19 protein-coding genes and 1 tRNA gene are annotated in these 25,822 nt (G+C 61.2%); 7 read left to right on the forward strand and 13 right to left on the reverse strand.

The annotated features are described in order from the left end of the window. Positions 1-23: 23 nt before the first annotated feature. The 3 genes from ACZCWR_RS16030 to ACZCWR_RS16040 all read right to left on the reverse strand — a co-directional run bounded on the left by ACZCWR_RS16030 (position 24) and on the right by ACZCWR_RS16040 (position 2,492). A complete protein-coding gene (locus tag ACZCWR_RS16030) occupies positions 24-344 on the reverse strand; it encodes a hypothetical protein (protein ID WP_487301704.1) in 321 nt (106 codons plus the stop codon). Positions 345-448: 104 nt separating this feature from the next. Continuing rightward, positions 449-1,681 (reverse strand): ribonucleotide-diphosphate reductase subunit beta, encoded by a 1,233-nt coding sequence (locus ACZCWR_RS16035; RefSeq protein WP_487301705.1) that lies wholly within the window; start codon positions 1,679-1,681, stop codon positions 449-451. A gap of 598 nt (positions 1,682-2,279) precedes the next feature. Next, complete coding sequence (locus ACZCWR_RS16040) at positions 2,280-2,492, reverse strand: DUF3820 family protein (RefSeq protein ID WP_487301706.1); 213 nt, start codon at positions 2,490-2,492, stop codon at positions 2,280-2,282. 117 nt (positions 2,493-2,609) lie between these two features. Between ACZCWR_RS16040 and ACZCWR_RS16045 the strand changes: the two genes are divergently transcribed. Next, complete coding sequence (locus ACZCWR_RS16045; protein ID WP_487301707.1) at positions 2,610-4,007, forward strand: MFS transporter; 1,398 nt, start codon at positions 2,610-2,612, stop codon at positions 4,005-4,007. A gap of 884 nt (positions 4,008-4,891) precedes the next feature. Here ACZCWR_RS16045 and ACZCWR_RS16050 read toward each other — a convergent pair. The 3 genes from ACZCWR_RS16050 to ACZCWR_RS16060 all read right to left on the reverse strand — a co-directional run bounded on the left by ACZCWR_RS16050 (position 4,892) and on the right by ACZCWR_RS16060 (position 10,535). Further along, entirely contained in the window at positions 4,892-7,894 is a 3,003-nt protein-coding gene (locus ACZCWR_RS16050) for a ribonucleoside-diphosphate reductase subunit alpha (protein WP_487301708.1), read from the reverse strand. A gap of 1,377 nt (positions 7,895-9,271) precedes the next feature. Next, on the reverse strand, positions 9,272-9,589 hold the full coding sequence (locus ACZCWR_RS16055) for a PP0621 family protein (RefSeq protein WP_487301709.1): 318 nt from the start codon (positions 9,587-9,589) through the stop codon (positions 9,272-9,274). 31 nt (positions 9,590-9,620) lie between these two features. Beyond that, the gene (locus ACZCWR_RS16060) at positions 9,621-10,535 is read right to left on the reverse strand and encodes a cytochrome C assembly family protein (protein ID WP_487301710.1); all 915 of its coding nucleotides are present in this window, start codon (positions 10,533-10,535) and stop codon (positions 9,621-9,623) included. Positions 10,536-10,657: 122 nt separating this feature from the next. Here ACZCWR_RS16060 and ffh point away from each other — a divergent pair, with 122 nt between their 5' ends. Then, positions 10,658-12,025 carry a signal recognition particle protein gene (ffh, locus tag ACZCWR_RS16065; RefSeq protein WP_487301711.1) on the forward strand — a complete coding sequence of 456 codons (1,368 nt, stop codon included), beginning with the start codon at positions 10,658-10,660 and terminating at the stop codon, positions 12,023-12,025. 127 nt (positions 12,026-12,152) lie between these two features. After that, positions 12,153-12,704 (forward strand): hypoxanthine-guanine phosphoribosyltransferase, encoded by a 552-nt coding sequence (locus ACZCWR_RS16070; RefSeq protein ID WP_487301712.1) that lies wholly within the window; start codon positions 12,153-12,155, stop codon positions 12,702-12,704. A gap of 55 nt (positions 12,705-12,759) precedes the next feature. On the opposite strand, the gene ACZCWR_RS16075 is transcribed toward ACZCWR_RS16070, so the two are convergent. The 3 genes from ACZCWR_RS16075 to ACZCWR_RS16085 all read right to left on the reverse strand — a co-directional run bounded on the left by ACZCWR_RS16075 (position 12,760) and on the right by ACZCWR_RS16085 (position 19,741). Then, positions 12,760-17,166: an autotransporter outer membrane beta-barrel domain-containing protein gene (locus tag ACZCWR_RS16075; RefSeq protein ID WP_487301713.1), complete on the reverse strand. Its 4,407-nt coding sequence runs from the start codon at positions 17,164-17,166 to the stop codon at positions 12,760-12,762. A 238-nt stretch (positions 17,167-17,404) separates the two neighbouring features. Then, positions 17,405-18,004 (reverse strand): MarC family protein, encoded by a 600-nt coding sequence (locus ACZCWR_RS16080; RefSeq protein ID WP_487301714.1) that lies wholly within the window; start codon positions 18,002-18,004, stop codon positions 17,405-17,407. Beyond that, a complete protein-coding gene (locus ACZCWR_RS16085; protein WP_487301715.1) occupies positions 18,005-19,741 on the reverse strand; it encodes a proline--tRNA ligase in 1,737 nt (578 codons plus the stop codon). A gap of 225 nt (positions 19,742-19,966) precedes the next feature. On the opposite strand from ACZCWR_RS16085, the gene ACZCWR_RS16090 reads away from it, so the two are divergent. Together ACZCWR_RS16090 and ACZCWR_RS16095 are read left to right on the forward strand one after the other, a co-directional pair. Beyond that, a complete protein-coding gene (locus tag ACZCWR_RS16090) occupies positions 19,967-20,617 on the forward strand; it encodes an RNA pyrophosphohydrolase (protein ID WP_487303351.1) in 651 nt (216 codons plus the stop codon). 112 nt (positions 20,618-20,729) lie between these two features. Then, positions 20,730-21,293: a CNP1-like family protein gene (locus ACZCWR_RS16095; protein ID WP_487301716.1), complete on the forward strand. Its 564-nt coding sequence runs from the start codon at positions 20,730-20,732 to the stop codon at positions 21,291-21,293. A 58-nt stretch (positions 21,294-21,351) separates the two neighbouring features. Here the strand turns inward: ACZCWR_RS16095 and proB are convergent, their stop codons facing one another. The 4 genes from proB to rplU form a co-directional block, all read right to left on the reverse strand. After that, entirely contained in the window at positions 21,352-22,470 is a 1,119-nt protein-coding gene (gene proB / locus ACZCWR_RS16100; RefSeq protein WP_487301717.1) for a glutamate 5-kinase, read from the reverse strand. Positions 22,471-22,497: 27 nt separating this feature from the next. Further along, complete coding sequence (gene cgtA, locus ACZCWR_RS16105; protein ID WP_487301718.1) at positions 22,498-23,592, reverse strand: Obg family GTPase CgtA; 1,095 nt, start codon at positions 23,590-23,592, stop codon at positions 22,498-22,500. A gap of 208 nt (positions 23,593-23,800) precedes the next feature. Then, the gene (gene rpmA / locus ACZCWR_RS16110; protein ID WP_487301719.1) at positions 23,801-24,064 is read right to left on the reverse strand and encodes a 50S ribosomal protein L27; all 264 of its coding nucleotides are present in this window, start codon (positions 24,062-24,064) and stop codon (positions 23,801-23,803) included. A 43-nt stretch (positions 24,065-24,107) separates the two neighbouring features. Next, entirely contained in the window at positions 24,108-24,419 is a 312-nt protein-coding gene (gene rplU, locus ACZCWR_RS16115; protein ID WP_035511298.1) for a 50S ribosomal protein L21, read from the reverse strand. A gap of 245 nt (positions 24,420-24,664) precedes the next feature. Here rplU and ACZCWR_RS16120 point away from each other — a divergent pair, with 245 nt between their 5' ends. Both ACZCWR_RS16120 and ACZCWR_RS16125 read left to right on the forward strand, forming a co-directional pair. After that, positions 24,665-25,657, forward strand: coding sequence for a polyprenyl synthetase family protein (locus ACZCWR_RS16120; protein ID WP_487303352.1), 993 nt, complete (start codon positions 24,665-24,667; stop codon positions 25,655-25,657). Positions 25,658-25,690: 33 nt separating this feature from the next. Then, a tRNA-Pro gene (locus ACZCWR_RS16125) sits at positions 25,691-25,767 on the forward strand. The last annotated feature ends 55 nt before the right edge of the window (positions 25,768-25,822 follow it).

Consider the following 25,822-nt stretch of genomic DNA (forward strand, 5'->3'; position numbering starts at 1 on the left):
TCAGATGAGAGTCAGTTCAAACATCACCCTTCGTCAAAACCCGCTTCCCGCGTGTCGCCTTCTCGGTAGCGCACGCTACGAAGCGGATTATTCATCGGCGTACGCTGATCCCACCTGCTTACGCTAATGAATACGGCAAGGCGCGCCGTGCCCCGAGGCACCGCGCGCCAAATTGAGTCGGCACGGCGTAATCGCCGCGCCAGCCATCGCTTGATCGAGCCAGCGAGCTTGCCGCTGGCATTTTCCGGGGGGAAGTTTGCCCATCCCATTGAAGGGATCGCAAAACGCCTGTCTTCAGTTCGAGCCGATTGTCGGCTCGCCAAGTCAGTAGGCGCACTTTGCATCAGGCGACCGTTCTCCTAAACCTTGTCGGTCAGGCGCGCGTGAGCGACACGCAGCGGCCTGGCCGTTCCATCGATTTCGTCTGCAACACGTCCTGGAGTTTTTGTTATTCCCAGGTCAGCGCGCCGCCGGTTTGATACTCAATCACGCGTGTTTCGAAGAAGTTGCGTTCCTTCTTCAGGTCGATCATTTCGCTCATCCACGGGAACGGGTTTTCCTCGTTCGGGAAGAGCGGGTCCAGTCCGATCTGCTGGCAACGCCGGTTGCAGATGAACCGCAGGTAGCTCTTGAACATCGAAGCGTTCAGTCCGAGCACCCCACGCGGCATGGTGTCTTCGGCGTAGCGATATTCAAGATCGACCGCCTGCTTGAAGAGCTCGCGGATATCGGCCTTGAAATCGGCGGTCCACAGTTGCGGCTCTTCCAGCTTGATCTGGTTGATGAGGTCGATGCCGAAATTGCAGTGCATCGATTCATCGCGGAGGATGTACTGATACTGCTCAGCCGCCCCCGTCATCTTGTTCTGACGACCCAGCGCCAGAATTTGCGTGAAGCCGACATAGAAGAACAGCCCTTCCATGATGCAGGCAAACACGATCAACGACTTCAGCAATTTCTGGTCCGCTTCCAGCGTGCCTGTGGTGAAGGCCGGGTCGGTCAGCGTATTGATGAAGGGAATGAGGAACTCGTCCTTGTCACGGATCGACTTGACCTCGTGATAGGCGTTGAAGATCTCGCTTTCGTCCAGCCCGAGCGATTCGACGATGTACTGATACGCGTGCGTGTGGATCGCCTCTTCGAACGCCTGGCGCAGCAAGAACTGGCGGCACTCGGGAGCGGTGATGTGACGGTACGTGCCGAGCACGATGTTGTTCGCGGCCAGCGAATCCGCCGTGACGAAGAAGCCGAGGTTGCGCTTCACGATGCGGCGCTCGTCGTCCGACAGACCGTTCGGGTCTTTCCACAGGGCGATGTCGCGCGACATGTTCACTTCCTGCGGCATCCAGTGGTTCGCACAACCGGCGAGGTACTTCTCCCACGCCCACTTGTACTTGAACGGCACCAGTTGATTCACGTCGGTCTTGCCGTTGATGATGCGCTTGTCGGCGACGTTGACGCGCTCGGCGCTCTGCGCGGCGATGACGCTGGCCGACGGTGTTGCGGCTGCGGGCGGAACGAAGCCATCGGAGAAGATGTTCGTCGAGGTCGCCGTTGCAGTCTGATGGGTCGCTTGATGAGCTTGCGCGAATTGCGCCGTGTCTTGAGCGTTGCGCAACGGGTTCTGTTGCGAAGCGCTCGCGGGAGCTACGGCAGTGGTCTCGTCATCCCAGTTGAGCATAAATTCTCACCATCAATTTAGTTCGGTTTGTACCATCTTTTCATGAGCGATAAAAGTGTTTGCTCATGAAAATTCTCGTTTTCATGCGATTTGGTTTCGACGTTGCTACCTGCATACAACACTTGGCTCATTGCATCGAGTTTGAAGCGTGATGCGATGAGTCATCAAGCATGTGTGAAGCGGTCCTGATTGAGTGCGTGCGAGCGCTTCGCAGCATGTGTTCGTTGCTCGTCGAGATGAGCATGCAACGTGCGAGTGATGTGTCGAACGCGGTGTGCGATCTCGCGCTTCGATCACTTGTCGATCTCTTGCTTCGAACATCGCACGATGCGAGTCGCGCGATGCGAACGACACTTTCGATGCGTGTCGATCGAAGCACTTCGAACACGTTCGATGAGGTGTCATCGACCACGTTCGACTTCATTGCGAAGGCACTCGAAGACGCTGTGATTCGCGCCTCGAAGCCCGTCGCGCACTCCGCGTTTCGTTGCCGAAGTTTAGCATCCGTGGCGGCGCATTACCACAATATCTTGTGCTTGCAATTCCTTCCGATACAACCTATAGCGACTCATAGAAGATGGCAAAACGGTCATGCAGATCACCGCCCGCGCAGCGGATCGAGCAGCGAGCGCAGGTTGTTGTGGTCGATCTCGTGCATGAGTGCGAGCAACGCGCCGAGCTTGCCCTGTGGAAAACCCTCACGCGCGAACCACGCGAGATAGTGAGCGGGCAAGTCCGCGAGCACGCGATCCTTGTATTTGCCGTAGGGCATCTTCATCGTCACGAGACGTTGCAGGTCTTCCGGGTTCATCGTTCGTTCAATCCTGTTCCATGATTTACAAAGCGGGATGTGCGGTGAGCGCTCGTCGCTCGCGCCATATCGGTGCCATAATCGCCGCTCTTGCCGCCAAGAGTTGATCGCGTCGCCATGCCGCTTGCCGTCAAAGCTTTCGTTGCCCCTCTCATCGTCGCATGCGCGATGTTCATGGAAGCGGTCGATGCCAACGTCATCGTCACTGCGATTCCCGAAATGGCGCGTGCCTTCGGACGCGATCCCGTCACACTCAAGATCGCCGTCACCAGTTACGTGCTCGGGCTTGGCGTGTTCATTCCCATCTGCGGATGGGTCGCCGACCGCTTCGGCGCGCGCACCGTGTTCCGTACGGCCATCGGCGTGTTCGTGGTCGGCTCGCTGTTGTGCGCGGCGTCCACGTCGCTCGGGCCGTTCACCGTCGCGCGCTTCATTCAGGGCGTCGGCGGCGCGATGATGGTGCCGGTCGGGCGCATCATCATTTTCCGCTCGGTGCGTCGTTCCGAGTTCATTCGCGCGATGAACTACCTTTCGCTTCCCGCGATGCTCGGGCCTGCGGTCGGTCCGCTGCTCGGCGGCTTCATCACGACGTATCTGCACTGGCGGCTGATCTTCTTCATCAACGTGCCGATTGGCATTGTCGGCATCTATCTGACCAACCGTTATATCGCCGATACGCGCGAGGAGCATCCGGGGCGGCTCGACTGGTTCGGCTTCTTTCTTTCGGCGAGCGCGGGCGTGTTGCTGTTGCTCGGGCTGTCGCTCGTGGGCGGCGAGTTGGTGTCGCAAGGTGTCGCGTTCGCGATGATCGTCGTCGGCGCGATCATGACGGCGCTTTACTGCCTGCATGCGCGGCGTGCTGAGCGGCCGTTGCTCGATCTGCGGTTCTTTCGGGTGCCGACGTTTCAGGCCAGCGTGCTCGGTGGGTCGATGTTTCGCATCGGGCTCGGGGCGGTTCCGTTTCTGCTGCCGCTCGCGCTTCAGGAAGGGCTTGGGATGACTGCGTTCAAGTCCGGTGCGATCACGTGTGCCTCGGCCTTCGGCGGGATGTTCATGCGGTCGCTTGCTTCGCGGGTTCTGCATCGGTTCGGATTTCGGCAGACGCTGTTCTTTAACGCTGCGCTTTCGGGGATTGCTATTGCTGCCTGCGGGACGTTTTATCCGGGGACGCCGTCTTGGGTGATCTGGGCGATTGTGCTTTTGGGTGGGTTCTTTCCTGCGTTGCAGTTCACTAGCCTTAACTCGCTCGCTTATGCGGAGATCGAGACTCGCGATGTCGGGCGGGCTACTAGTCTTGCCAGTTTTGTCCAGCAGGTTTCGTTGGGGCTTGGGGTGACGATCGCCGGGATTACGCTCGAGCTTTCGCAGTATCTGAACGGTCATGCGAGTGTCAGATGGTCGGATTTTTGGCCAGCGTTTTTGGTGGTGGGGATGTTTTCGTTTTTTTCCATGCCGGTTACGGCGAGGTTGTCGAGGGATGCGGGGGTGGAGATTTCGCGCGGCTCGCGGGGGTAGAGGTTGGGTTGTTTGTCGTGCAAGGGGCTGCTTCTGTTTGTGTCTTTATTGCAGTAGCCGCCTCCCCGGCGGGGGGTAACTTTCTTTGCTGCTGCAAAGAAAGTCACCAAAGAAAGCAGCTTTTACCCCCATGCTCGCTGGCTGGAGAGGGTTGGTCTGGATTAACTGATGCAGTGGCCGCAATAGGACTATCCACGTTTTGCTAAGCGTGTGGGCAACCTGGCGATCGCGCGCTCGATTAATCACCCTTTAGTGGACCGCGCTCATTCTTTCGGCCATGCGCTTCGCGCGCCGAGAACCTAAGAACGGAACCCCGCAGCGCATAAGCGCCCAGCCACATCACGCCACATCGCACCTCTCCCATTAGGCACTACCTTGGTTAGCACTTCCGTAAAGCGGCACACGCCGGCTTTGGCCTTTTGCTTGAAGTGTTGACCGAGGTAGGGCCGAATAGCAATCTTGCGGGGAAGCTTGGGGTGGCTGGGCGCTTATAGGCTGCGGGATTCCGTTCTTACGTTCTCGGCGCGCGCAGCGCATGGCCGAAAGGATGAACGCGGGCCACTGAGCGTTGATTGTTTGAGTGCGTAATCGCGAGGTTGCCTAAGCGCCTTGTTATTCGTGGAAAGTCCTATTGCGGTCACTGCATCGTTAAACCAGACCACACTTTCCAGCCAGCGTGCATGGGGGTAAAAGCTGCTTTCTTTGGTGACTTTCTTTGCAGCAGCAAAGAAAGTTACCCCCCCGCCGGGGAGGCGGCTACTGCAATAAAAGCCCAAACAACGGAAGCCCCTTGCACGAAAAAAAGCAGGCTGGCCCCGAGAGAAAAAACCCTCCGCGACCAACCTGCCCTCACTCAAAAGCCGTCAGCAGGACACAACCACCCGTTACTGACATGCCTCACACTCATCAAACCCGGCATCGCCGGGCCGCATAGTACAAACCGGCCCATCGGCTTCGAGCGGAGCAGCGACCGGCGCCACAGCGGCAGCATTAAAACCGCCACCAGCCGAAGACCCCGAAGCAGAAGCACCACCACCCTTAGCCCCGCCGCCAAACCCGCCGCCACCATCCCCAGAAGGCACAGAATTCAACGCCCCGTGCGCCACGGTAGATTTCTCCACATGCGTAGCCGCCATGGTACGAAGGTAATAAGTCGTCTTGAGACCACGAACCCAAGCCAGCTTATAAACCTCATCGAGTTTCTTCCCCGACGCGCCAGCCATATAAATATTCAGCGATTGCGCCTGATCGATCCACTTCTGCCGACGCGAAGCCGCCTCGACCAGCCACTTCGGATCCACTTCGAACGCCGTCGCGTAAATCGCGCGCAGATCCGCAGGAATCCGGTCGATCCGCGACAAGGTGCCATCGAAGTACTTCAGGTCGGACACCATCACCTCGTCCCACAACCCACGCGTCTTCAAATCACGCACGAGGTAATCGTTCACCACCGTGAATTCACCGGAAAGATTCGACTTCACATACAAATTCTGGAACGTCGGCTCGATACACGCCGACACCCCGATGATGTTGGAAATCGTCGCCGTCGGCGCAATCGCCACGCAGTTCGAATTGCGCATGCCATGCGTCGAGATACGCGAACGCAGCGTCGCCCAGTCCATCGACTCGGACGTATCGACCTCGACGTAACCACCACGCGCCTCGGCCAGCAGCTTGAGCGAATCCTGCGGAAGAATGCCGCGATCCCACAGCGAACCGCGATACGTCGCATAACGGCCGCGCTCCTCGGCCAGTTCCGTCGATGCGTAGTACGCGTAGTAGCACACCGCTTCCATCGAACGATCGGCGAATTCGACTGCATCATCCGACGCATACGGCGTGCGCAGCAGATGCAGACAGTCCTGGAAGCCCATGATGCCCATGCCCACCGGACGATGCTTCAGGTTCGAATTGCGCGCCTTCGCCACCGCGTAGTAATTGATGTCGATCACGTTATCGAGCATGCGCATCGCGACGCTGATGGTGCGCTTGAGCTTGGCGTGATCCAGCGCGTACGTGCCGTCATCGCGCTTGATCATGTGCGCAACGAGGTTCACGGAGCCGAGATTGCACACGGCGATTTCCGTGTCGCTCGTGTTCAGCGTGATTTCCGTGCACAGGTTCGACGAATGCACGACACCGATATGCTGCTGCGGCGAACGGATGTTGCACGGGTCCTTGAACGTGATCCACGGATGGCCCGTCTCGAACAGCATGCCGAGCATCTTGCGCCAGAGTTGCGCCGCAGGGAGCTTCTTGAACAGCTTGATCTCGCCGCGCGCGGCTTTCTCTTCGTAAGCCGTGTACGCCTTCTCGAAGTCCGCGCCGTACAGATCGTGCAGGTCCGGGCACGTTGACGGCGAGAACAGCGTCCAGTCGCCGCCTTCCATCACGCGCTTCATGAACAGGTCGGGAATCCAGTTCGCCGTGTTCATGTCGTGCGTGCGGCGACGGTCATCGCCCGTGTTCTTGCGCAGCTCCAGGAATTCTTCCATGTCCAGATGCCACGACTCCAGGTACGCGCACACCGCGCCCTTGCGCTTGCCGCCCTGATTCACGGCGACCGCCGTGTCGTTCACCACCTTGAGGAACGGCACCACGCCCTGCGACTTGCCATTCGTGCCCTTGATGTGCGAGCCGAGCGCACGCACGCGCGTCCAGTCGTTGCCCAGACCGCCCGCGAATTTCGAGAGCAGCGCGTTTTCCTTGAGCGCCTCGTAGATGCCGTCGAGATCGTCGGCGACCGTCGTCAGATAGCACGACGACAATTGCGAGCGATGCGTGCCCGAGTTGAACAGCGTCGGCGTGGACGACATGAAATCGAACGACGACAGCACGTTGTAGAACTCGATGGCGCGCGCTTCACGATCGATTTCGTTGAGCGACAGACCCATCGCGACGCGCATGAAGAACGCCTGCGGCAGTTCGATGCGCGTGCCCTGCACGTGCAGGAAGTAGCGGTCATACAGCGTCTGGAGGCCGAGGTAACCGAATTGCAGATCGCGGTCGGCGTCGAGCGCGGCGCCCAGACGCTTCAGGTCGAACTGTTGCAGCTTTTCATCGAGCAGGCCGGCTTCGATGCCGCGCTTGATGAACAGCGGGAAGTATTCGGCGTATTGCTCGCCCATCTCGGCTTGCGTGACTTCGCCTTCGAGAATTTCGCGGCGAATCGTGTGCAGCAGAATGCGCGCGGTGACCTGGCTGTACGCCGGGTCTTTTTCGATCATCGTGCGCGCGGCGAGGATGGCGGAGTCGTAGACCTGCGACATCGGCACGCCGTCGTACAGGTTCTTCACCGTCTCGGCGACGATCGGCTCGGCGGACACGGCATCGCCCAGATTGGCGCACGCGGAGACGATCAGCCCCTTGAGCGCGTCCATGTCCAGCGGATGCGTCACGCCATTGTCCACGACGTTGATGACGCCCGCGTGCGACTGCGCTTCCTGCGACTGCGTGCGTTCCTGCGAACGCTGCTGCGTGCGCTTCTCGCGGTACAGCACGTAGGCGCGCGCGACGTTGTGCTCGCCGCCGCGCATCAACGCGAGTTCGACCTGATCCTGAATATCTTCGATGTGAAACGTGCCGCCATGCGGACGGCTGCGCACCAGCGCACGCACGACCGCTTGCGTGAGTTGCTCGACGAGTTCGCGCACACGCGCCGACGCCGCGCCCTGCCCGCCATTGACGGCGATGAACGCCTTCGTCACGGCGATCGCGATCTTCGACGGCTCGAACGACACCACGCTTCCGTTGCGACGGATGACTTTGTAATCGGCAAACGTCGTGTTGGGCGCGAGCGCCTGTTCGGCGTTCACGGCCTGCGCGCCGCCATGCGACTGTGCGGTTGCGCCTTCGAAGGAAGTCGTGGCGTTGTCGGTGGTTTGCATGTGCAAAACTCCAAGTGTTCGATGATGCGGAGGGTCCGCGGATTTATCAGTTGTGTCGCGTGTGCGAGTTGCCTCGCAGGATCACGCGTTTGTCTGGCTGTGAAGCCGGCAGGCTTGGAACGCGAATCGCGGCGCTGTCGGCCCGCATTGTTCTGGCGTCTCATGCGGTGCCCGCGTTGGCGCGCGGTATCGGGCGACGCAATTCGCTTCACTTGCATGCATTCTTCACGGGTGCTGCTCGCTGACGCCCGGTGAATCCGGCGCACTCTCCTCGCAAAGAGACACCGCACACACCGCCCCGGGCCAGCAGACTGCTCTTACGCCGGAAAGCCGACGGCGCCGGCTCGTGGGAGCGGGCGCCGCCTTAACAACACAAGATCTAGTGCAAAGTACGTCTGGTGGCACCAAGTATAGTGGACATCCGCACAGTCTCAAAAAGTTTTATTTGCTTTTGGGATGCGCTGGTGGGGTTGACTTTTGCTTATGCGAGGGATGGTAAGGGGTTGCTGCGGTGCAGCGAGGACGAGGTTATTGCTGGCGCGGTCGAGGTTGGGGGTGGGTTGTTTTGGCGTGCAAGGGGCTTCCGTTGTTTGGGCTTTTATTGCAGTAGCCGCCTCCCCGGCGGGGGGGGTAACTTTCTTTGCTGCTGCAAAGAAAGTCACCAAAGAAAGCAGCTTCTACCCCCATGCACGCTGGCTGGAAAGTGTGGTCTGGTTTAACGATGCAGTGGCCGCAATAGGACTTCCTTCGTTTGATTACGCGTATGGGCAAACTCACGATTCCGCACTCGAATATCCTTGGCTTAGTGGACCGCATTCATTCGTTCGGCCATGCGCTGCGCGCGCCGAGAGCTTTAGAACGGAATCCCGCAGCCTATATGCGCCCAGCCACCTCACGCCTCCCCGCAAGATTGCTATTCGGCCCTACCTCGGTCAGCACTTCGAGCAAAAGGCCAAAGCCGGCGTATGCCGCTTTACGGAAGTGCTAACCAAGGTAGTGCCCAATGGGATGGGTGCGATGTGGCGTGATGTGGCTGGGCGCTCATACGCTGCGGGATTCCGTTCTGACGTTCTCGGCGCGCGTAGCGCATGGCCGAAAGAATGACTGCGGTCCACTAGCACGTGAGTCTTCGAGCGCAGAATCGCTAGGTTGCCTAAGCGGCTCGTTATGCGCGGGACGTCCTATTGCGGCCACTGCATGATTAATTCAGGCCACCCTCTCCAGCCATCGTGCATGGGGTAAAAAGCTGCTTTCTTTGGTGACTTTCTTTGCAGCAGCAAAGAAAGTTACCCCCCCGCCGGGGAGGCGGCTACTGAATAAAAAACCCAGACAAGAGCGGCGCTTTGCACGACAAAAACCTACCCCCAAATGCAAGCGCTAACGTGCATCACGCCCAGTAGGCCGACCCGCATAACGCCTCGCATGATCAGCGCAACAGAACCGCTCCCCCGCAAGCACAACCGCCTCACTCCGAGGCGTATGCACCCCGCATTGCGCACATCGAATAAGCGGATCGGCCAGTTGCGGCGGCGCGCTCTCGCCGGAAGCGCCACCACGCCCACGCGTATTGCCCGTCGCGGTACTACGAGCGCTACCCGGCGCATCCGCCGGCGCACGCGTATTCGCACGACGCAGCTTCTTGAGCAGCCACTGCGTCACAAAGAACAACGCGATCAGGAGAATGAAGTTTCGCATCGGTTATGCAATGAAAGATTGCCGCACGGATTCAAACGACCGCGCGATGCAGCAGCACTTCGAACACAAAGCGACTGCCCACATACGCCAGCAGCAGCGCGACGAACGAAGCCAGCACCCAGCGCAACGCCGCGCGTCCACGCCAGCCGGAAATGCGTCGCGCAGTGAGCAGCGCGCCGAACATCACCCACGACAGGAACGCGAACACGGTCTTGTGATCGAGCCGCAACGCGCGATCCACCAGTTGTTCGTTGAACGCGATGCCCGAAATCAGCGTCAGCGTGAGCAACACGAACCCCGCGCCGATCAGCCTGAACAGCAGCTTTTCCAGCGTGAGCAGCGGCGGCAATGCGTCGAGCCAACTCGTCAGCCAGCCGTTGTCGGCATGCCGCGTCACCATGCCGCGCATGCGTTGCAGCCTTCGTTCGAGCAGCAACATCAGAATGGCATGCAGCGCGGCAATCGCAAACAACCCATACGCGATATTCGCGATCAAAAAATGCAGCTTGAACATGGGCGCGGCGGAATACGACAGCACGCGCACGCCGCCGAACATGAGCGGCAGCAACGACGCCACGCACGCGAGCGGCAGCACGAGCAGCCGCAAACCATCGAGCGTGAAGAAGAAACTTTCGATCCAGTAGATGCCCGCGCCCAGCCAGAACATGGCCGAGAGCGCGAACGCGAAGCCGAAGATCATCGCGTTCTGCGGGAAGATGGTGGTGTGCAGCAGGAGGCCATGCACGAGCAACGCTATTAATAATAGTGTGCGCGTCGCGCCGTTCATGCCGGACGCCCTCGAAGTCACTTGCGCCGACGGCGGCAATCCGCCCGCGGCGACGCCCGCCAGCATCGGCTCGACAGCCGTGTGGCGATGCGCGCGCCAGCCCGCCACGGCCAGTCCGCCGTAGAGAAGCGCAGTGAGGGCATACAGTACAATATCCATGTTCGAAGTTTACACTAGGCCCTGATTCCGCGACGTCTTCTCCATTGCGCCAACATAGTGCGCGGTGCGCTGAAGGCGGCTTCGCAGCGGAAAATTCAACGGCCGCATCCATCGTATCCCCCATGCTCGATAACCTCACTCAACGGATGGCGCGCGTCGTAAAGACGCTGCGCGGCGAGGCCCGCCTCACCGAAGCCAACACGCAGGAGATGCTGCGCGAAGTGCGTCTCGCGCTGCTCGAAGCGGACGTGGCGCTGCCGGTCGTGCGCGAGTTCATCGCGAAGGTGAAGGAAAAGGCGCTCGGCGAGGAAGTCGTGTCGAGCCTTTCGCCGGGTCAGGCGCTGGTCGGCGTCGTGCAGCGAGAACTGACGGCCGTGATCGGCGGCGATTACGAAGGTAAGGCCGCCGAAATCAATCTGGCCGTCGCGCCGCCCGCCATCATTCTCATGGCCGGTTTGCAGGGCGCGGGCAAGACCACGACCACCGGCAAGCTCGCCAAGCTCCTGCGCGAGAAGCACAAAAAGAAGGTGCTGACGGTTTCCGTCGACGTGTATCGCCCCGCCGCAATTCGCCAGTTGCAGACGGTGACGGAGCAGGTCGGCGCGGACTTCTTCCCGTCGGAAGCGAACCAGAAGCCCGCCGATATCGCGCGCGCCGCCATCGACTGGGCGAAGCGTCATTATCACGATGTCGTGATCGTCGATACCGCCGGCCGTCTCGGTATCGACGAAGCGATGATGAACGAGATCAGCGAGCTTCACGCGCTGCTCAAGCCCGCCGAAACGCTGTTCGTCGTCGATGCCATGCTCGGTCAGGATGCCGTCAACACCGCCAAGGCGTTCAACGATGCCCTGCCGCTCACCGGCGTCGTGCTCACCAAGCTCGATGGCGATTCGCGCGGCGGCGCGGCGCTGTCCGTGCGCCATGTCACCGGCAAGCCGATCAAGTTCGTCGGCGTCGCGGAGAAGCTCGACGGTCTCGAAGTGTTTCACCCGGACCGCATGGCGAACCGGATTCTCGGCATGGGCGACATTCTCGCGCTCGTCGAGGAAGCGCAGCGCGGCGTGGATTCCGTCGCCGCGCAAAAGCTCGCCGACAAGGTCAAGAAAGGCGGCGACTTCGATCTGAACGACTTCAAGGCGCAGCTTTCGCAGATGAAGAAAATGGGCGGCCTGTCCTCGCTCATGGACAAGCTGCCCGCGCAGTTCCAGCAGGCGGCGCAGGGCGCGGACATGAACAACGCCGAAAAGCAGATGCGCCGCATGGAAGGCATCATCAATTCCATGACGCTACAGGAGCGCGCGAAGCCCGAACTCATCAAGGCTGCGCGCAAACGGCGGATTGCAGCGGGCGCGGGCGTGCATGTGCAGGAGGTGAACCGCATGCTGAATCAATACGAGCAGATGCGCGGCATGATGAAAAAGCTCAAGGGCGGCAACCTGCAAAAGATGATGCGCGGCATGAAGGGCATGCTGCCCGGCATGCGCTGATTGACGGCATCAACGGCCCGCGTTTTCTTTCGTCGCTGTAGGAAGGGGAAGGAAACGCGGGTTTATCATATGGCGCTTGCCGCAGTTTTTTTCCACACTGAGTAGTCAGCCTTTCCCGCCCGCCTCTATGAATCGCGAAGAAGCTCTCCACATTTTCAGCCACTCCGAAGAAATCGTGACCGCCGATGAGGTCAACGCATCGATCGGCAAGATGGCGTCGTCCATCAAGGCCGCGACGAGCGAGGACTTTCCGCTCGTGCTGTCGGTCATGGGCGGCGCGGCGGTGTTCACCGGCATGCTGTTGCCGCATCTGAATTTTCCGCTGGAGTTCGATTACATCCATCTGACGCGTTACCGGAACGCCATCAAGGGCGGCAGCGAGATGCAATGGCGCGTGGCCCCGGCGGAGTCGGTGAAGGATCGCGTGGTGCTCGTGCTCGACGATATCCTCGACGAAGGCGAAACCATGGCGGCCATTCGCGACCGCATCATGGCGATGGGCGCGAAGACGTTTCTGTCGGCGGTGCTGTGCGAGAAGATCATCCCGAAGGCGAAGCCGCTGCGTCCGGACTTCTGCGGGTTCGAAGTGCCGGACCGGTATGTGTTCGGCTGCGGAATGGATGCGAAGGGATACTGGCGGAACTTGCCGACCATTCGTGCGCTGACCGAAGGCGCTTGATTGTCGCGCATCTCCGTATCCTGAAGGCCGCGCTGCGGCCTTTTTCACGTCGGTATCACCAACTCCAGCGCATACCGGCATCGCCGCCGACGGTGCGGCGATGCATGCCTCCGACATTCGTCGTGTAACCGCCGCTTGCGTACACACTGCCGTGCTTGCCCACGCGCACGATCACGCCCGCGCCGAATTGCGCCGACGTCGCTTGCACGCTGGTCGGAATCACGGTGGCGCCTGCGAAGGTCGCGCTGTCGGTGCCGCCGAAGTAACGCCAGAGATCGGCGCGCATGGTCGGTTGCCACGACACGCCCACGCTTTCGAAGCGGCCCAGCGCGCGCAGGCCGAGACGCCCGATCAGACCGCTCGCACCATGAAATGAAACGGTCGATACGCCGTCGTTGAGTTCGTTGACTGAAACGTGCTGCCAGATGAGTTGCGCTTGCGGCTCGACGCTGACATCGGCGGCGAGCGGAATCGGCAAACCCGCTTCGAACGATGCCGCCATCGCGTGTCCATGCGTGGTCGCGCCGATTCCCTCGTTCGATACCGGATCGATGGTGAGCGTGCTGCCGGTCATCACGATGTCGGTGTACCAGCCGCCGGGGCCGATGTGCGTCCAGTAGCCGCCGACGCTGTATGAGTCGATCGACAGATGCCCCGCCGCGTAGCCGGGGAAACCGAGCGCGAATCCGCTCACGTCGCCATTTGCCCGCGCGAAGCCGAGAAAGAAGCCGTAGTGATTGCGATGCCCGCTCGACGTGGCATCGGCGTACACGTCCTGACCGATCTGGATGCCGCCCATCGCGCCGCTGAATTCGGGATCGACGGTTCCGCTGTTGCGCTGCGTCGTTTGCTCTCCCCAGATGCGCTTCCATGTCGATGGCAGCGCGCCGGTTTCGCTTAGCAGCGATTGCTCGCCTTGCCGGTCGTGAAACGTGCCGATCTGCGCGATGTTGAGTTCGCGCGCGATGATGGGCACATCGGCGTAGACGGGCACTTCCATGCGGTAGAGCGGTGTTGGCGGCGAGCCTGCGGGCGGGGGTGGCGGAAGGGGTGGTGTGCCGGCTGCGGCGATGGGGATTGCGATTGGTGTTGGCGTGGGCGTGGGCGTAGCCGCAACGCTCGACCGCAAATACCAGTCATCCGCAGTCCCGGCGTTCACGCCGCCTTTGAACAAGTAATACGTGTACGCCCCGGCCGCTATCTGCGACGACAACGCGAACGCGTTCGCCGTCGTAGTCGCTCCGTTGATCGCCTGAACGACCATGATGCCGTCGTTCACCGTAAGCCCGCCCGCGCCACTTACGTTCGTCACGCCGATCGATGTATCGCCCGAGCCCGTTCCGCGCGCAATCACCAGCTTGTCGCTTGGCGATGCATCCGCGCCCAACTGCGCATTCAGGCCCAGCGCGGCATCGATGCCGACATAGTTCTGCACGGTAAGCGTCTTGAAGCCCGTGCTGCCGAGCGAGGGCGCGAGCGCCGTATCGTTCGCGCCATTCGGTACATCGGGAAGAAACGTCGATGTGCTGGCAGTTCCCGCCGCGATGCTGTCCGAACCCGATGCGCTCGCCATCAAAGGCGATGAAAACTGGACCACTCCGGCATTCGTAAGCGTCCCGTTTATGATCGAAGAACCCGTCACGTTCCACTTGCTCGGATCGATCGCCATGCTGCTTGCGCCCACCACCGCGCCGGTCAGCACCGTGCCGTTTTGCAGCGTGATATCGGCCCGGCTGCCATGCGCGGCATCGACGAAAACATCGCCGTTCAGGGTTTCGGCGTTTGCGGTGAGCGTTGCTTGCCCCGGCATGCCGTTCAGCGTCAGCACATCCATCAGCCGGTTGAGTCCGGACGTGATGCGAGCGCCGTTCTGAATCGTGATGTCCGCACTTGCGCCGGAAACACGTATCGCCGCCGATTGGTCCGCGCTCAACGCGCCGCCGTCCACCAGCAGGCTGACCGCGCGATTCGCGCCGAACGCGTAGCTGTAAAGCGCGTTCGATGCAGCGCCGGTCGTGTGCAGCGTCACGCCGTGCAATTCGGCTGTGGCACCGTCCATCGCCGCGAGTCCGCGCGCTTCGTTGCCACTGGTCGATACGGTCGATCCGTTCGCGATCAACGAACCCGCGCCCCACGCGACTAAACCAAACGCCTGTGATCCTTGCGTGACGACAGAACCGCCGTCGAGCATCAAACGACCGCCCGCAGAGACCGCCGCACCGTGCGCGGAAACGGCATTGGTTGTTACGTCGATATTGCTCGCGTTCAACTGGCCGAGTCCCACGGATGGGCCGCCAGCATAGAGCCCGAACGAACTCTCTCCTGTCGTATGGATCGAGCCAGTCTGTAGCTGCATCGTGCCTGTGTCGCAGGCGCAGGTTCCGAAGGCATCGACGCCTGTCGTGGTGATATCGAATCCCGATGCCGACAGCGTCGAGTTGCTGCCAAACGAAGCCAACGCATGATTGCCGCCGACGTTGACGCTCACGTTCTGCACACTCACCGCACCACCGTTGTTCGCCTCGACGCCGACACCGCCGCTCACTGTTTCGATAGTCAGATTGCCGGTGTCCGTCACGCTGGAACCCGCGCCGTCGGCGAGGAGTCCGATGCTGCCCGCGCCGCGCGTGACGATGCTGTTCTGATCCGAAAGCGTCACCGCCCCACCGTTTTGCGCGACCACGCCGTGAGCGGCGGGGCCACTTGTGCCAATGCTCATTCCGCTCGCGCTGATCGAACTTCCGGCATCGCTCACAAGCAAGCCGATGCCGCCACTGCCCGAGGTAGCAAGCACGCTGTCGGCTAGCATCGCCGAACCGGCGGACGCGACCTGAACGCCGGTTCCGGCGCTGGCAATCGAGCCGGTGCGGAATATCGCCGCGCTGCCATCGCCGACGACCAACCCGCTTCCCGTCGCGTTGACCGTGACGCCATCCGCGACGATCAGCGCATTCGATCCCGCCATCGCCTGCAAGCCGGGCGCGGAAGCCCCGCTGGTCACGACCGAGCCGCCATCGAGACGAACGACGCCACCGTTGGCCAGCGCGCCAGCCGCATTCGCGCCGGAAGTCGAGATCGTCGTATTGATGGCACCGAGCGACGAAGCGCCGTCTGCCTGCAGTCCGCCGCCGGAACTTGCAATCGAGACGGTATCGAACGAGATCGCGCCGCCCGCCGTGGACCACGCGCCGACGGAACCGGCACCCGATGTCGAAATCGTCGCGCTGACGGCGTCGATCGCCGATGCCGCGCCGGTTGCGAACAACGCGGGCGCATTGTTTCCGCTTGTCGCGACTGACGAGCCGGAAAGCAGATTCACCGTGCCGCCAGTTGTGGCGACCGCGCCGGAAGCCTGATCGCCCGAGGTAGTTATTCTTGTGGCGTTGCTTGCAGCGACCGTGCTGTCTGCCCCATTTGCAACAATCGCCGATGCGCCCGCGACGCTCGTCGCAACGCTGCTGTTGCTCACCGATACAGAGCCTGCTGACGAAGCCTGCACACCGGTTCCTGCGCTGACCACCGCGCTATTAGATACGTTCACCGTTCCGGCGTTGACCGCATCGACACCCGCGCCGGATGCATTCACGCTGACATGATCGGCAGTGACAATCGAACCCGCATCGCCAGCATGCAAGCCGATGGCGCTCGTCGTGATCGTGCTGTTGGTGACGGTCGCCTTGCCGCCGCTGAGTGCATCGATACCGAACGCGCCCGCCGTGATCGAGCCGTTCTGAAACGTGCCCGTGCCGCCGTTGCTCACATGCACGCCGTCGCCGGTTGCCTTCAACGTGGTGCCATCGGCGAGAACATGGCTCGTGCTGCTCCCGGCGTTCATGCCAGGATCGACCGCACCGACCAACGCCGTGATCGTGCCGCCCTTCATGTTGATGGTGCCGTTGTTCGCATTGACGCCGATCGCGTTCGCGCCGGTCGCTTTCACATCGACATTGGTCGCGTTGATCGTGCCGCCGCCCTGCGTGCGCAAGGCGCTGTTCACGCTGGTGACGGCACCGCCCGTCAACGAGATCACCGCGCCGTTCATGACCTCGACGGCGAAACCCCCGCCTCCGTTCGGCACGTTGACGACCGTGTTCGTGGCGGTGATCGCGCTTCCGGCTCCGGTCGCAAGCAGCCCGGATGCACCGCTGCCCGTCACGCGCACCGACGAACCGTCGAACAGTGTGATCTGCCCGCGACTGTTGGCGCTGACCGCGATCGCATTCATGCCGCCCGTGATCAGAGTAAGCGGCCCGAAACTCTGAATGACACCGCCATTGACCGCGGACAACGCATAGCCCGCCGTGGATGCGATCACGCCCGTATTGACCGCGCCGCTCGCGGTCACAGTCGTTGCGTTGGCGAGCACCTGTTGAGCCTGCGCGAGCCGTGGCGCGCCGACGCGACATAAAAACGCCGCCAGCGCGGCGGAAAAAACGGCGGTTCTGAGCGACGCGTCCTGCATAGCAACTCCATGCCTTCCCCTTGGGGCTTGGCATGGAACCGAACGCTGATGACACACGCTGATAGCTTGCGGACTTGCCCGTCCAGCGGATCGGCACGCGACGATGCGCGGCCGTTTGAAAACGTGCCGCGTCGTCGGTCCTTTGGAGGCGGCTTCGTCTTTTATAGACGATGAAGCCCTGCGCTCATAGCGAGAAGGAGAAGCAATGGAAGGTCAATGATTCGCCGGGCGAACCAACCTACAACTGATGCACGAAGGTCCGAATGCCCGTGAGAATCATCTCGACGGAAATGGCGACGAGCACCAGTCCCATCAGGCGCTCGAACGCCATCACCGCGCGTTCGCCGAGCCATTGCTGAATTCTCTCCGCGAGAATCAGCACGATCGCGCAGACGACCATCGTGACCGTCAGCGCGCCGATCCATTCGAACATCTTGCCGGGCGCTTGCGAGGTCAGCAGCATGACCGTTGCAAGCGCGGAAGGCCCGGCAATCGCGGGAATCGCCAATGGCACGATGAGCGGTTCGCCGCCGCGCGCATCGCCGCCCATCGCGCCATCGGGATGCGGAAAGATCATCCGCAGCGCAATGAGAAACAGCACGATCCCGCCGCCGATGCGCAACGACAGATCGGTGAGATTCATCGCGCGCAAGAAACGATCGCCCGCCAGCATGAACAGCAGCAGAATGAAAAAGGCGATCGCGATTTCGCGCAGAATCACCACGCGACGCCGCTCCTTCGCGACGCCGCGCAGCGCGTTGATGAAGATCGGGATATTGCCGAGCGGGTCCGTGATCAGAATCAGCAGCACGGTCGCCGACAGAAAGTCGTACTGCATTTACTTTCCGAGCGCCGCTCGCACCTTGTCCGTCACGGCCTTCGCGGCATCGTCCACCGGCAGCAGCGTGGCTTCCGTGTCGCGGCGGCCCTGATACTCCACCTTGCCTTCCTTGAGCCCGCGATCGCCGATCACCACGCGATGCGGCACGCCGATCAGCTCCCAGTCCGCGAACATCACGCCGGGACGCTCGCCGCGATCGTCGAGAATCACGTCGATGCCCGCATCGCTCAGTGATGCGTACAGCTTGTCGGCCTGCTCGCGCACGGCGTCGCTGCGGTCGTAGCCCATCGGGCAGATCACGACTTCGAACGGCGCGATGGCTTCCGGCCAGATGATGCCACGATCATCGAAATTCTGTTCGATCGCCGCACCCAGCACGCGCGTCACGCCGATGCCGTAGCAACCCATTTGCATGGGCGCGGGCTTGCCGTTTTCATCGAGGAAATTCGCGCCCATCGACTCGGAGTACTTCGTGCCCAACTGGAACACGTGACCCACTTCGATACCGCGGCAAATTTCGAGCACGCCTTTGCCATCCGGCGAAGGATCGCCCGCGACGACATTGCGAATATCCGCCACTTCCGGTTCCGGCAGATCGCGGCCCCAGTTCACGCCGGTCGTGTGGAAATCCACCTCGTTCGTGCCGACGACGAAATCGCTCATGTTCGCGACCGTGCGATCCGCGATCACGCGCACGGGTTTCTTCGTGCCGATGGGACCGAGATAGCCCGGCGGCGTGCCGAACCATTCGACGATCTCGGCTTCCGTCGCGAAACGATAGCCCTTCAGACCCGGCAGCTTGCTTGCCTTGATGTCGTTGAGCGAATGATCGCCGCGCAGCATCAACAACCAGATGGTCGGTTCCGCGCCGTCGTTGTCGGTGGCGAGAATGATCGACTTGATCGTGCTTTCCAGCGGAATGTTCAGATACTCGGCCACCGCTTCGCACTTGGCCTTGCCGGGCGTCGGCGTCTTCTTGAGTTCCTGCGCGGGCGCGGCGCGTTGCGCGACGAGCGGCAAACCTTCGGCCGCTTCCACGTTCGCCGCGAAGTCGGACGTCGGGCAATACGCGATGTCGTCCTCGCCCGTATCCGCGATCACATGAAACTCGTGCGAGCCGCTTCCGCCGATGGAACCGTTGTCCGCCGCCACCGCGCGAAACTCCAACCCGATGCGCGTGAAGATGCGCACATAAGCGTCGTACATCTTGCGATACGACTCGGCCAGACCCGCCGTGTCCTTATCGAAGGAATACGCGTCTTTCATGATGAATTCGCGACCGCGCATGACGCCGAAACGCGGGCGGATTTCATCGCGGAACTTGGTTTGAATCTGGTAGAAGTTCACCGGCAACTGGCGATAACTCTTGATCTCGCGACGCGCGATGTCGGTCACCACTTCCTCGTGCGTCGGACCCATGACGAAATCGCGGTCGTGACGGTCCTTGAAGCGCAGCAGTTCCGGGCCGTACTGTTCCCAGCGCGCGGATTCCTGCCACAACTCGGCGGGCTGCACGGCGGGCATCAGCAATTCGAGCGCGCCCGCGCGGTTCATCTCTTCACGCACGATGGCTTCGACCTTGCGCACCGAACGCAAACCGATCGGCAAATAATCGTAGATGCCGCCCGCGACGCGGCGGATCATGCCGGCGCGCATCATGAGCTTATGGCTGACGATCTCGGCGTCGGCGGGAGCTTCCTTCAGGGTGCTGATGAAGAAACGGGATGCTTTCATTCAAATTTTCCAGATGCGACGCGCGCCCCGGCGCATCAGGGCGCCGAAAAAGCGGGCAAATCAAGGTGAACGACGGATGGACGGCAGAAAAGAAGATTTTGCCGTTTGCCGGATGCGCTGGCAAAGATATTCTCACGCGTGCCCCGAATTGGGGTTCGTGCCAGTGCGTCAGGCCCAATAAGTGTTTATAATCAAAGCAATTTTAAAGGATTTGAAGGTGGCTGTATGCTGGATCGTGAAGGCTTTCGCCCGAACGTCGGCATCATCCTCTTGAACGCGCGCAACGAAGTGTTTTGGGGCAAGCGGCTGCGTGAACATTCCTGGCAGTTTCCGCAAGGGGGCATCAAATACGGTGAGACCCCTGTGCAAGCGATGTATCGGGAGTTACACGAAGAAACCGGGCTGCTGCCTGAGCACGTGAAAGTTGTCGGTCGCACGCGCGACTGGCTGCGTTATGAGGTGCCGGACAAGTTCATCAAGCGCGAGGTGCGCGGGCATTATCGCGGTCAGAAACAGATCTGGTTTCTGCTGCGCATGGTGGGCCGCGACTGTGACATCTGCCTGCGCGCGACGGACCATCCGGAATTCGATGCATGGCGCTGGAATGAGTACTGGGTGCCGCTCGATGCGGTCATCGAGTTCAAGCGCGACGTTTATCAAATGGCTCTTTCGGAGCTGTCCCGCTTCCTGCGGCGTACCAACGCGCGCGGGGAACGCGGCGAGCGCGCCGCGCTGCATGGCCCGCGCTATCCGCGCATGGTGCAGACCATGACGATCGAAGCACCTGTCGTTTCCGCATCCGGCAATGCGATTCAGGCAGAATGCACGGTCAGCGAAGAAGTGCGGATCATCGTGCGGCCTCCGCCGTGCGACTGAACGGTGCGCTTTTTCGCCCGCTTCGACTCTCCTTTTTTTCTGGCAGCGGCACGGCGAAGATTCAGATTCGCCGTGTCGTTCTGCTTCGTTCTCCGGGAAAGACCAATTGAAAGTGAATGCCTCAATCGCGGTAATCGCGGCATCGGCGGCGGTGCTGGCCGTGCTCGCCGGCTGCGGAAGCTCGCAGCAACCCAGCAACAAGGACGACGGCGTGTTCACCTATCTGCTCGACCGCAAATCGACGTGGACCGAGAACAAGGTCGATACGCTTCCGCCGTTGCCTAAGGACGGCGACCTCGTGCCGTTCACGGTTTCGCAGAACACGCCGCTCACGTTTTCGGTCGATAAAACGTCGCTCACCGTTGGGGATGATGGCGTGGTGCGATATACCGTCGTCGCATCGAGCAAGAGCGGCGCGCGCAACGTGAACTACGAAGGCATTCGCTGCGATACCTACGAATGGCGCCGCTATGCGAGCATCAACGATGACGGCACGGGTTGGGATCGCGGCAGCGCGTTCGAGTTCAGGCGCATCGAGAATGGCGAACTGAACGCGTATCAGGCGGCGTTGTATCAGGATTATTTCTGCGCCAGCAAGCTGCCGGTGGGCACAGCGAAGCAGATCGTGTCGAACATGCAGTATCAGCGTACGCAGAGCGTGCTCAACACGCATTGATCGGCGCTTTTGTTTTGCAAAAAGCCCGCTGACCTTTCGGTTCAGCGGGCTTTTTCTTTTACACGAGCACCAGATTGTCGCGGTGGATCAGTTCCGGCTCCAGCATGTAGCCGAGCACGCTTTCGATCTCGCCGCTCGGCCGCCGGTGTATCAACCGCGCTTCCGAACTGCTGTAATTCGTGATGCCGCGCGCGACTTCCTGCCCTTCGCCGTTCACGCACGCGATCACTTCGCCACGGCCGAACGCGCCTTTCACATCGATCACGCCGATGGGCAGCAGACTCTTGCCATCGGCAGTGAGCTTTTGCACCGCGCCGTTATCGATGACGACATGCCCGCGCACTTGCAGATGATCCGCCATCCATTGCTTGCGCGCCGCGATACGCGCCGTGCGCGCGATCAGTTGCGTGCCGATCAGTTCGCCCGATGCCAAACGCGTGAGCACATCGGCTTCGCGGCCGCTGGCGATCACCGTGTTCGCCCCGCTCGATGCCGCGCGCTTCGCCGCGAGAATCTTGGTGAGCATGCCGCCGCGCCCGAGGCTCGAACCCGCGCCGCCGGCCATCACTTCGAGTTCGGGCGTGCCGGCATCGGCTTGCTCGACGAGCGTCGCGGACGGGTCCCTACGCGGATCGGCGGTGAAAAGACCGCGTTGGTCGGTGAGGATGACGAGTGCATCGCCTTCGATCAGATTCGCCACGAGCGCGCCGAGCGTGTCGTTGTCGCCGAACTTGATTTCGTCGGTGATGACCGTGTCGTTCTCGTTGATGATCGGCACCGCGCCCAGACGCAGCAAGGTGAGCAGCGTCGAACGCGCGTTCAGGTAACGCTCGCGGTCGGCGAGATCGGCGTGCGTCAGCAAAATCTGCGCGGTACGGATGCCGTGCGCGCCGAAGCTGCTTTCGTAGACCTGCGCCAATCCCATTTGCCCGACTGCGGCGGCGGCCTGCAATTCATCGATTTCCTTTGGCCGCTTCGTCCAGCCCAGCCGATGAATTCCCTCCGCAATCGCGCCCGAACTCACGAGCACGACTTCCTTGCCCTGCTCGCGCAACGCCGCGATCTGCGACGCCCAGCGATTGATGGCCGCATGGTCGAGCCCGCGTCCGTCGTTGGTGACGAGGCTAGACCCGACTTTCACTACGATTCGCTTCGCCGCGGCGATGACCGAACGCATCGTGCGCTTTCTCCTCGGAGGTCGTTGTTATTCGGCTTGCTTGCCCGCTGCTTCGTCGCGGAAACGCACATCGGCGGCGAGATCTTCCGCTTCCGCCGCGCGCGAGGCATCCGAGTTTTTCGAGATGTAGTCGTAGATCGCGTAGGTCAGCGCTTCGCAACCTTGACCGGTGAGCGCGGAAATCTCGTAGACGGGGCCGTCCCACTCGTAGCGATCCAGGAAGTCTTGCACGCGCGCGGCGCGTTCGTCGTCCGGAATCATGTCGAGCTTGTTCAGCACGAGCCAGCGCGGCTTCTCGTACAGCGCTTCGTCGTACTTGCGCAGTTCGTTGACGATGGCGCGCGCTTCCGCGACGGGATCGACGTTTTCATCGAACGGAGCGAGATCGACGAGATGCAGCAGCACGCCCGTGCGCGCCAGATGCCGCAGGAACCGATGCCCGAGCCCCGCGCCTTCCGCCGCGCCTTCGATCAGCCCCGGAATGTCCGCGATCACGAAGCTCTTGCTCGGTCCGACGCGCACCACGCCGAGATTCGGCGCGAGCGTGGTGAACGGATAATCCGCGATCTTCGGCCGCGCGTTCGACACCGCCGAGATGAACGTGGACTTGCCCGCGTTCGGCATGCCGAGCAAGCCGACATCGGCAAGCACTTTCAGTTCGAGGCGCAGCATGCGGCGTTCGCCCGGCTTGCCTTCGGTCTTCTGACGCGGCGCGCGGTTCGTGCTCGACTTGAAATGCAGGTTGCCGAGACCGCCCGCGCCGCCCTGCGCGATCAAAACTTCCTGATTGTGCTCGGTCAGATCGGCGATCAGTTCGCCCGTTTCCTGATCCGCGATGATGGTGCCCACCGGCATGCGCAACGTGATGTCGTCGCCGCCCTTGCCGTAGCAGTCCGCGCCGCGACCGTTTTCGCCGTTGCGCGCCTGATGCTTCTTCGCGAACCGGTAGTCGATCAATGTGTTGATATTGCGATCCGCGACCGCGTAGACGCTGCCGCCTCGCCCGCCGTCGCCGCCATCCGGACCGCCGAACGGAACGAACTTTTCGCGGCGCATCGACGCGCTGCCATCCCCTCCGTCGCCGGCGATGACTTCAATCCTCGCTTCGTCAATGAACTTCATGCGTTGCTCCGTCCCGTTTTTGCTGCGTAACGCCGATGCGCGAGCGCGTATGCGCCGCTTCGGCCAACAACCCTATTTTGCCGCGACCGGCGCGTGCCGGTCACCGATAACCTTGTTTTCATCGATGCGCGCGTTTTCGGCGCACCAATGAAAAAGGCCCCGCGAACTTCGCGGGGCCTTTTCCGGTCCTGAAGCCCGTGCAGTGAACTTACGCTGCTGCCGGGACCACGACGACCGTATGCTTCCTGGCTGCGCCCTTGGTCACGAACTTGACGTGACCGTCGGCCAGCGCGAACAGCGTGTGATCCTTGCCGATGCCGACATTCTCACCCGGGTGCATGCGCGTGCCGCGCTGGCGAACGATGATGCCGCCCGCGTTGATTGCCTGGCCGCCGTACACCTTCACGCCGAGGCGTTTCGACTCGGAGTCGCGGCCGTTGCGGGAAGACCCGCCTGCTTTTTTGTGTGCCATTTCATTAGCTCCTTAACCGATTTCTGTGCGGAACGATCACGCCTTAGGCGTTGATCGCGTCGATGCGCAGTTCGGTGTAGTTCTGGCGATGGCCAGCGTGCTTTTGGTAGTGCTTCCGGCGACGCATCTTGAAGATGGTCACTTTCTTGTGACGACCTTGAGACACCACGGTAGCCTTGACGGAAGCCCCACCCACCAGCGGCGTACCGAACTTAATCGATTCGCCTTCGCCTACTGCGAGAACCTGGTCGAGCGTGATTTCTGCGTCAATGTCTGCCGGTATCTGTTCTACTTTAAGTTTTTCGCCAACGGCAACTTTGTACTGCTTGCCGCCGGTTTTTATGACCGCGTACATTGAGAAACCTCACTGAAAATCTTTTCCCACGCACCACGCGAGGAAAACACGCGATTATACATAGAGTTAGGATCGGCGTCAAAGTCTGTTGACCTTTCCGGCGCGTGGTCTCAAGCACGCAAACGGTGCCCGATCATCGGCGAAAAGGCGTCGATTTTCTGGTCCGCGCCGCCGATCTGGCGCTCCGAACTCCGGCACCCGTCGGATTCGCCTTATAATCCGCCGCATTACCCTAAATGCCGATCATGTCGTCCACCGCCACTTCCTCCCCCAACGCCGCCGCGCTGCTCGCCCCGATCGCCGAGGACATGCAGCAGGTCAATCGCGTCATCCGGCAGCGCCTGGCATCAGAAGTGATGCTCATCAACCAGATTTCCGAGTACATCATCGGCGCGGGCGGCAAGCGGCTGCGTCCGGCGCTGCTGCTGCTCGTCTCGGGCGCGCTCGGGGATACGACCGGGCATCGGCACGAACTGGCGGCGGTGGTGGAGTTCATCCACACGGCGACGCTTTTGCACGATGACGTCGTCGACGAATCCGATCTCCGGCGTGGGCGCAAGACGGCCAACGCGCTGTTCGGCAACGCGGCGAGCGTGCTGGTCGGCGACTTTCTGTACTCGCGTTCGTTCGAGATGATGGTGAGCGTCGGCAAGATGCGCGTGATGGAGATTCTTTCCGTCGCGACCAACGTCATCTCCGAAGGGGAAGTGCTGCAACTGTTGAACATGCACGACCCGGATGTGGACGAAGCGCGCTACATGCAGGTGATCCGCTACAAGACGGCCAAGCTGTTCGAGGCGGCGGCGCAACTTGGCGCGGTGCTGGCAGGCTCGGACGCCCGCACGGAAGCGGCGGCGGCGGAGTTCGGTCGGCGCATTGGCACGGCCTTTCAGATCATGGATGACTGGCTCGACTACACCGGCACGCCCGAATCGATGGGCAAGAACGCCGGCGACGATCTGCGCGAAGGCAAGCCGACGCTGCCGCTCATCTATCTGATGGAGCACGGCACGCCCGAACAAGCGACGCTCGCTCGCGAGGCCATCGAGCAGGGCGGCACGGATCGCTTCGAAACGATCTTCAACGCGATCACGACCTCCGGCGCGCTGGATCACACTTTGGAATGCGCGCGCAAGGAAGCACAGGCTGCTGCCGACGCGATATTTTCATTTCCCGATTCCATTTTCAAAGAGAGCCTGCTAGAATTATGTTCTTACTCGACGTCGAGACAGTCTTAAATGAGACCTAAACGGCGTTGCAGTCCAAAATTTCGGGGTGTAGCTTAGCCTGGTAGAGCGCTACGTTCGGGACGTAGAGGCCGGAGGTTCGAATCCTCTCACCCCGACCAGATTCGAAAAACCCGCATGGTTCGCCACGCGGGTTTTTTCTTTTTGGCATTCGCA

It is taken from the genome of Caballeronia sp. A2-2, from assembly GCF_057612605.2.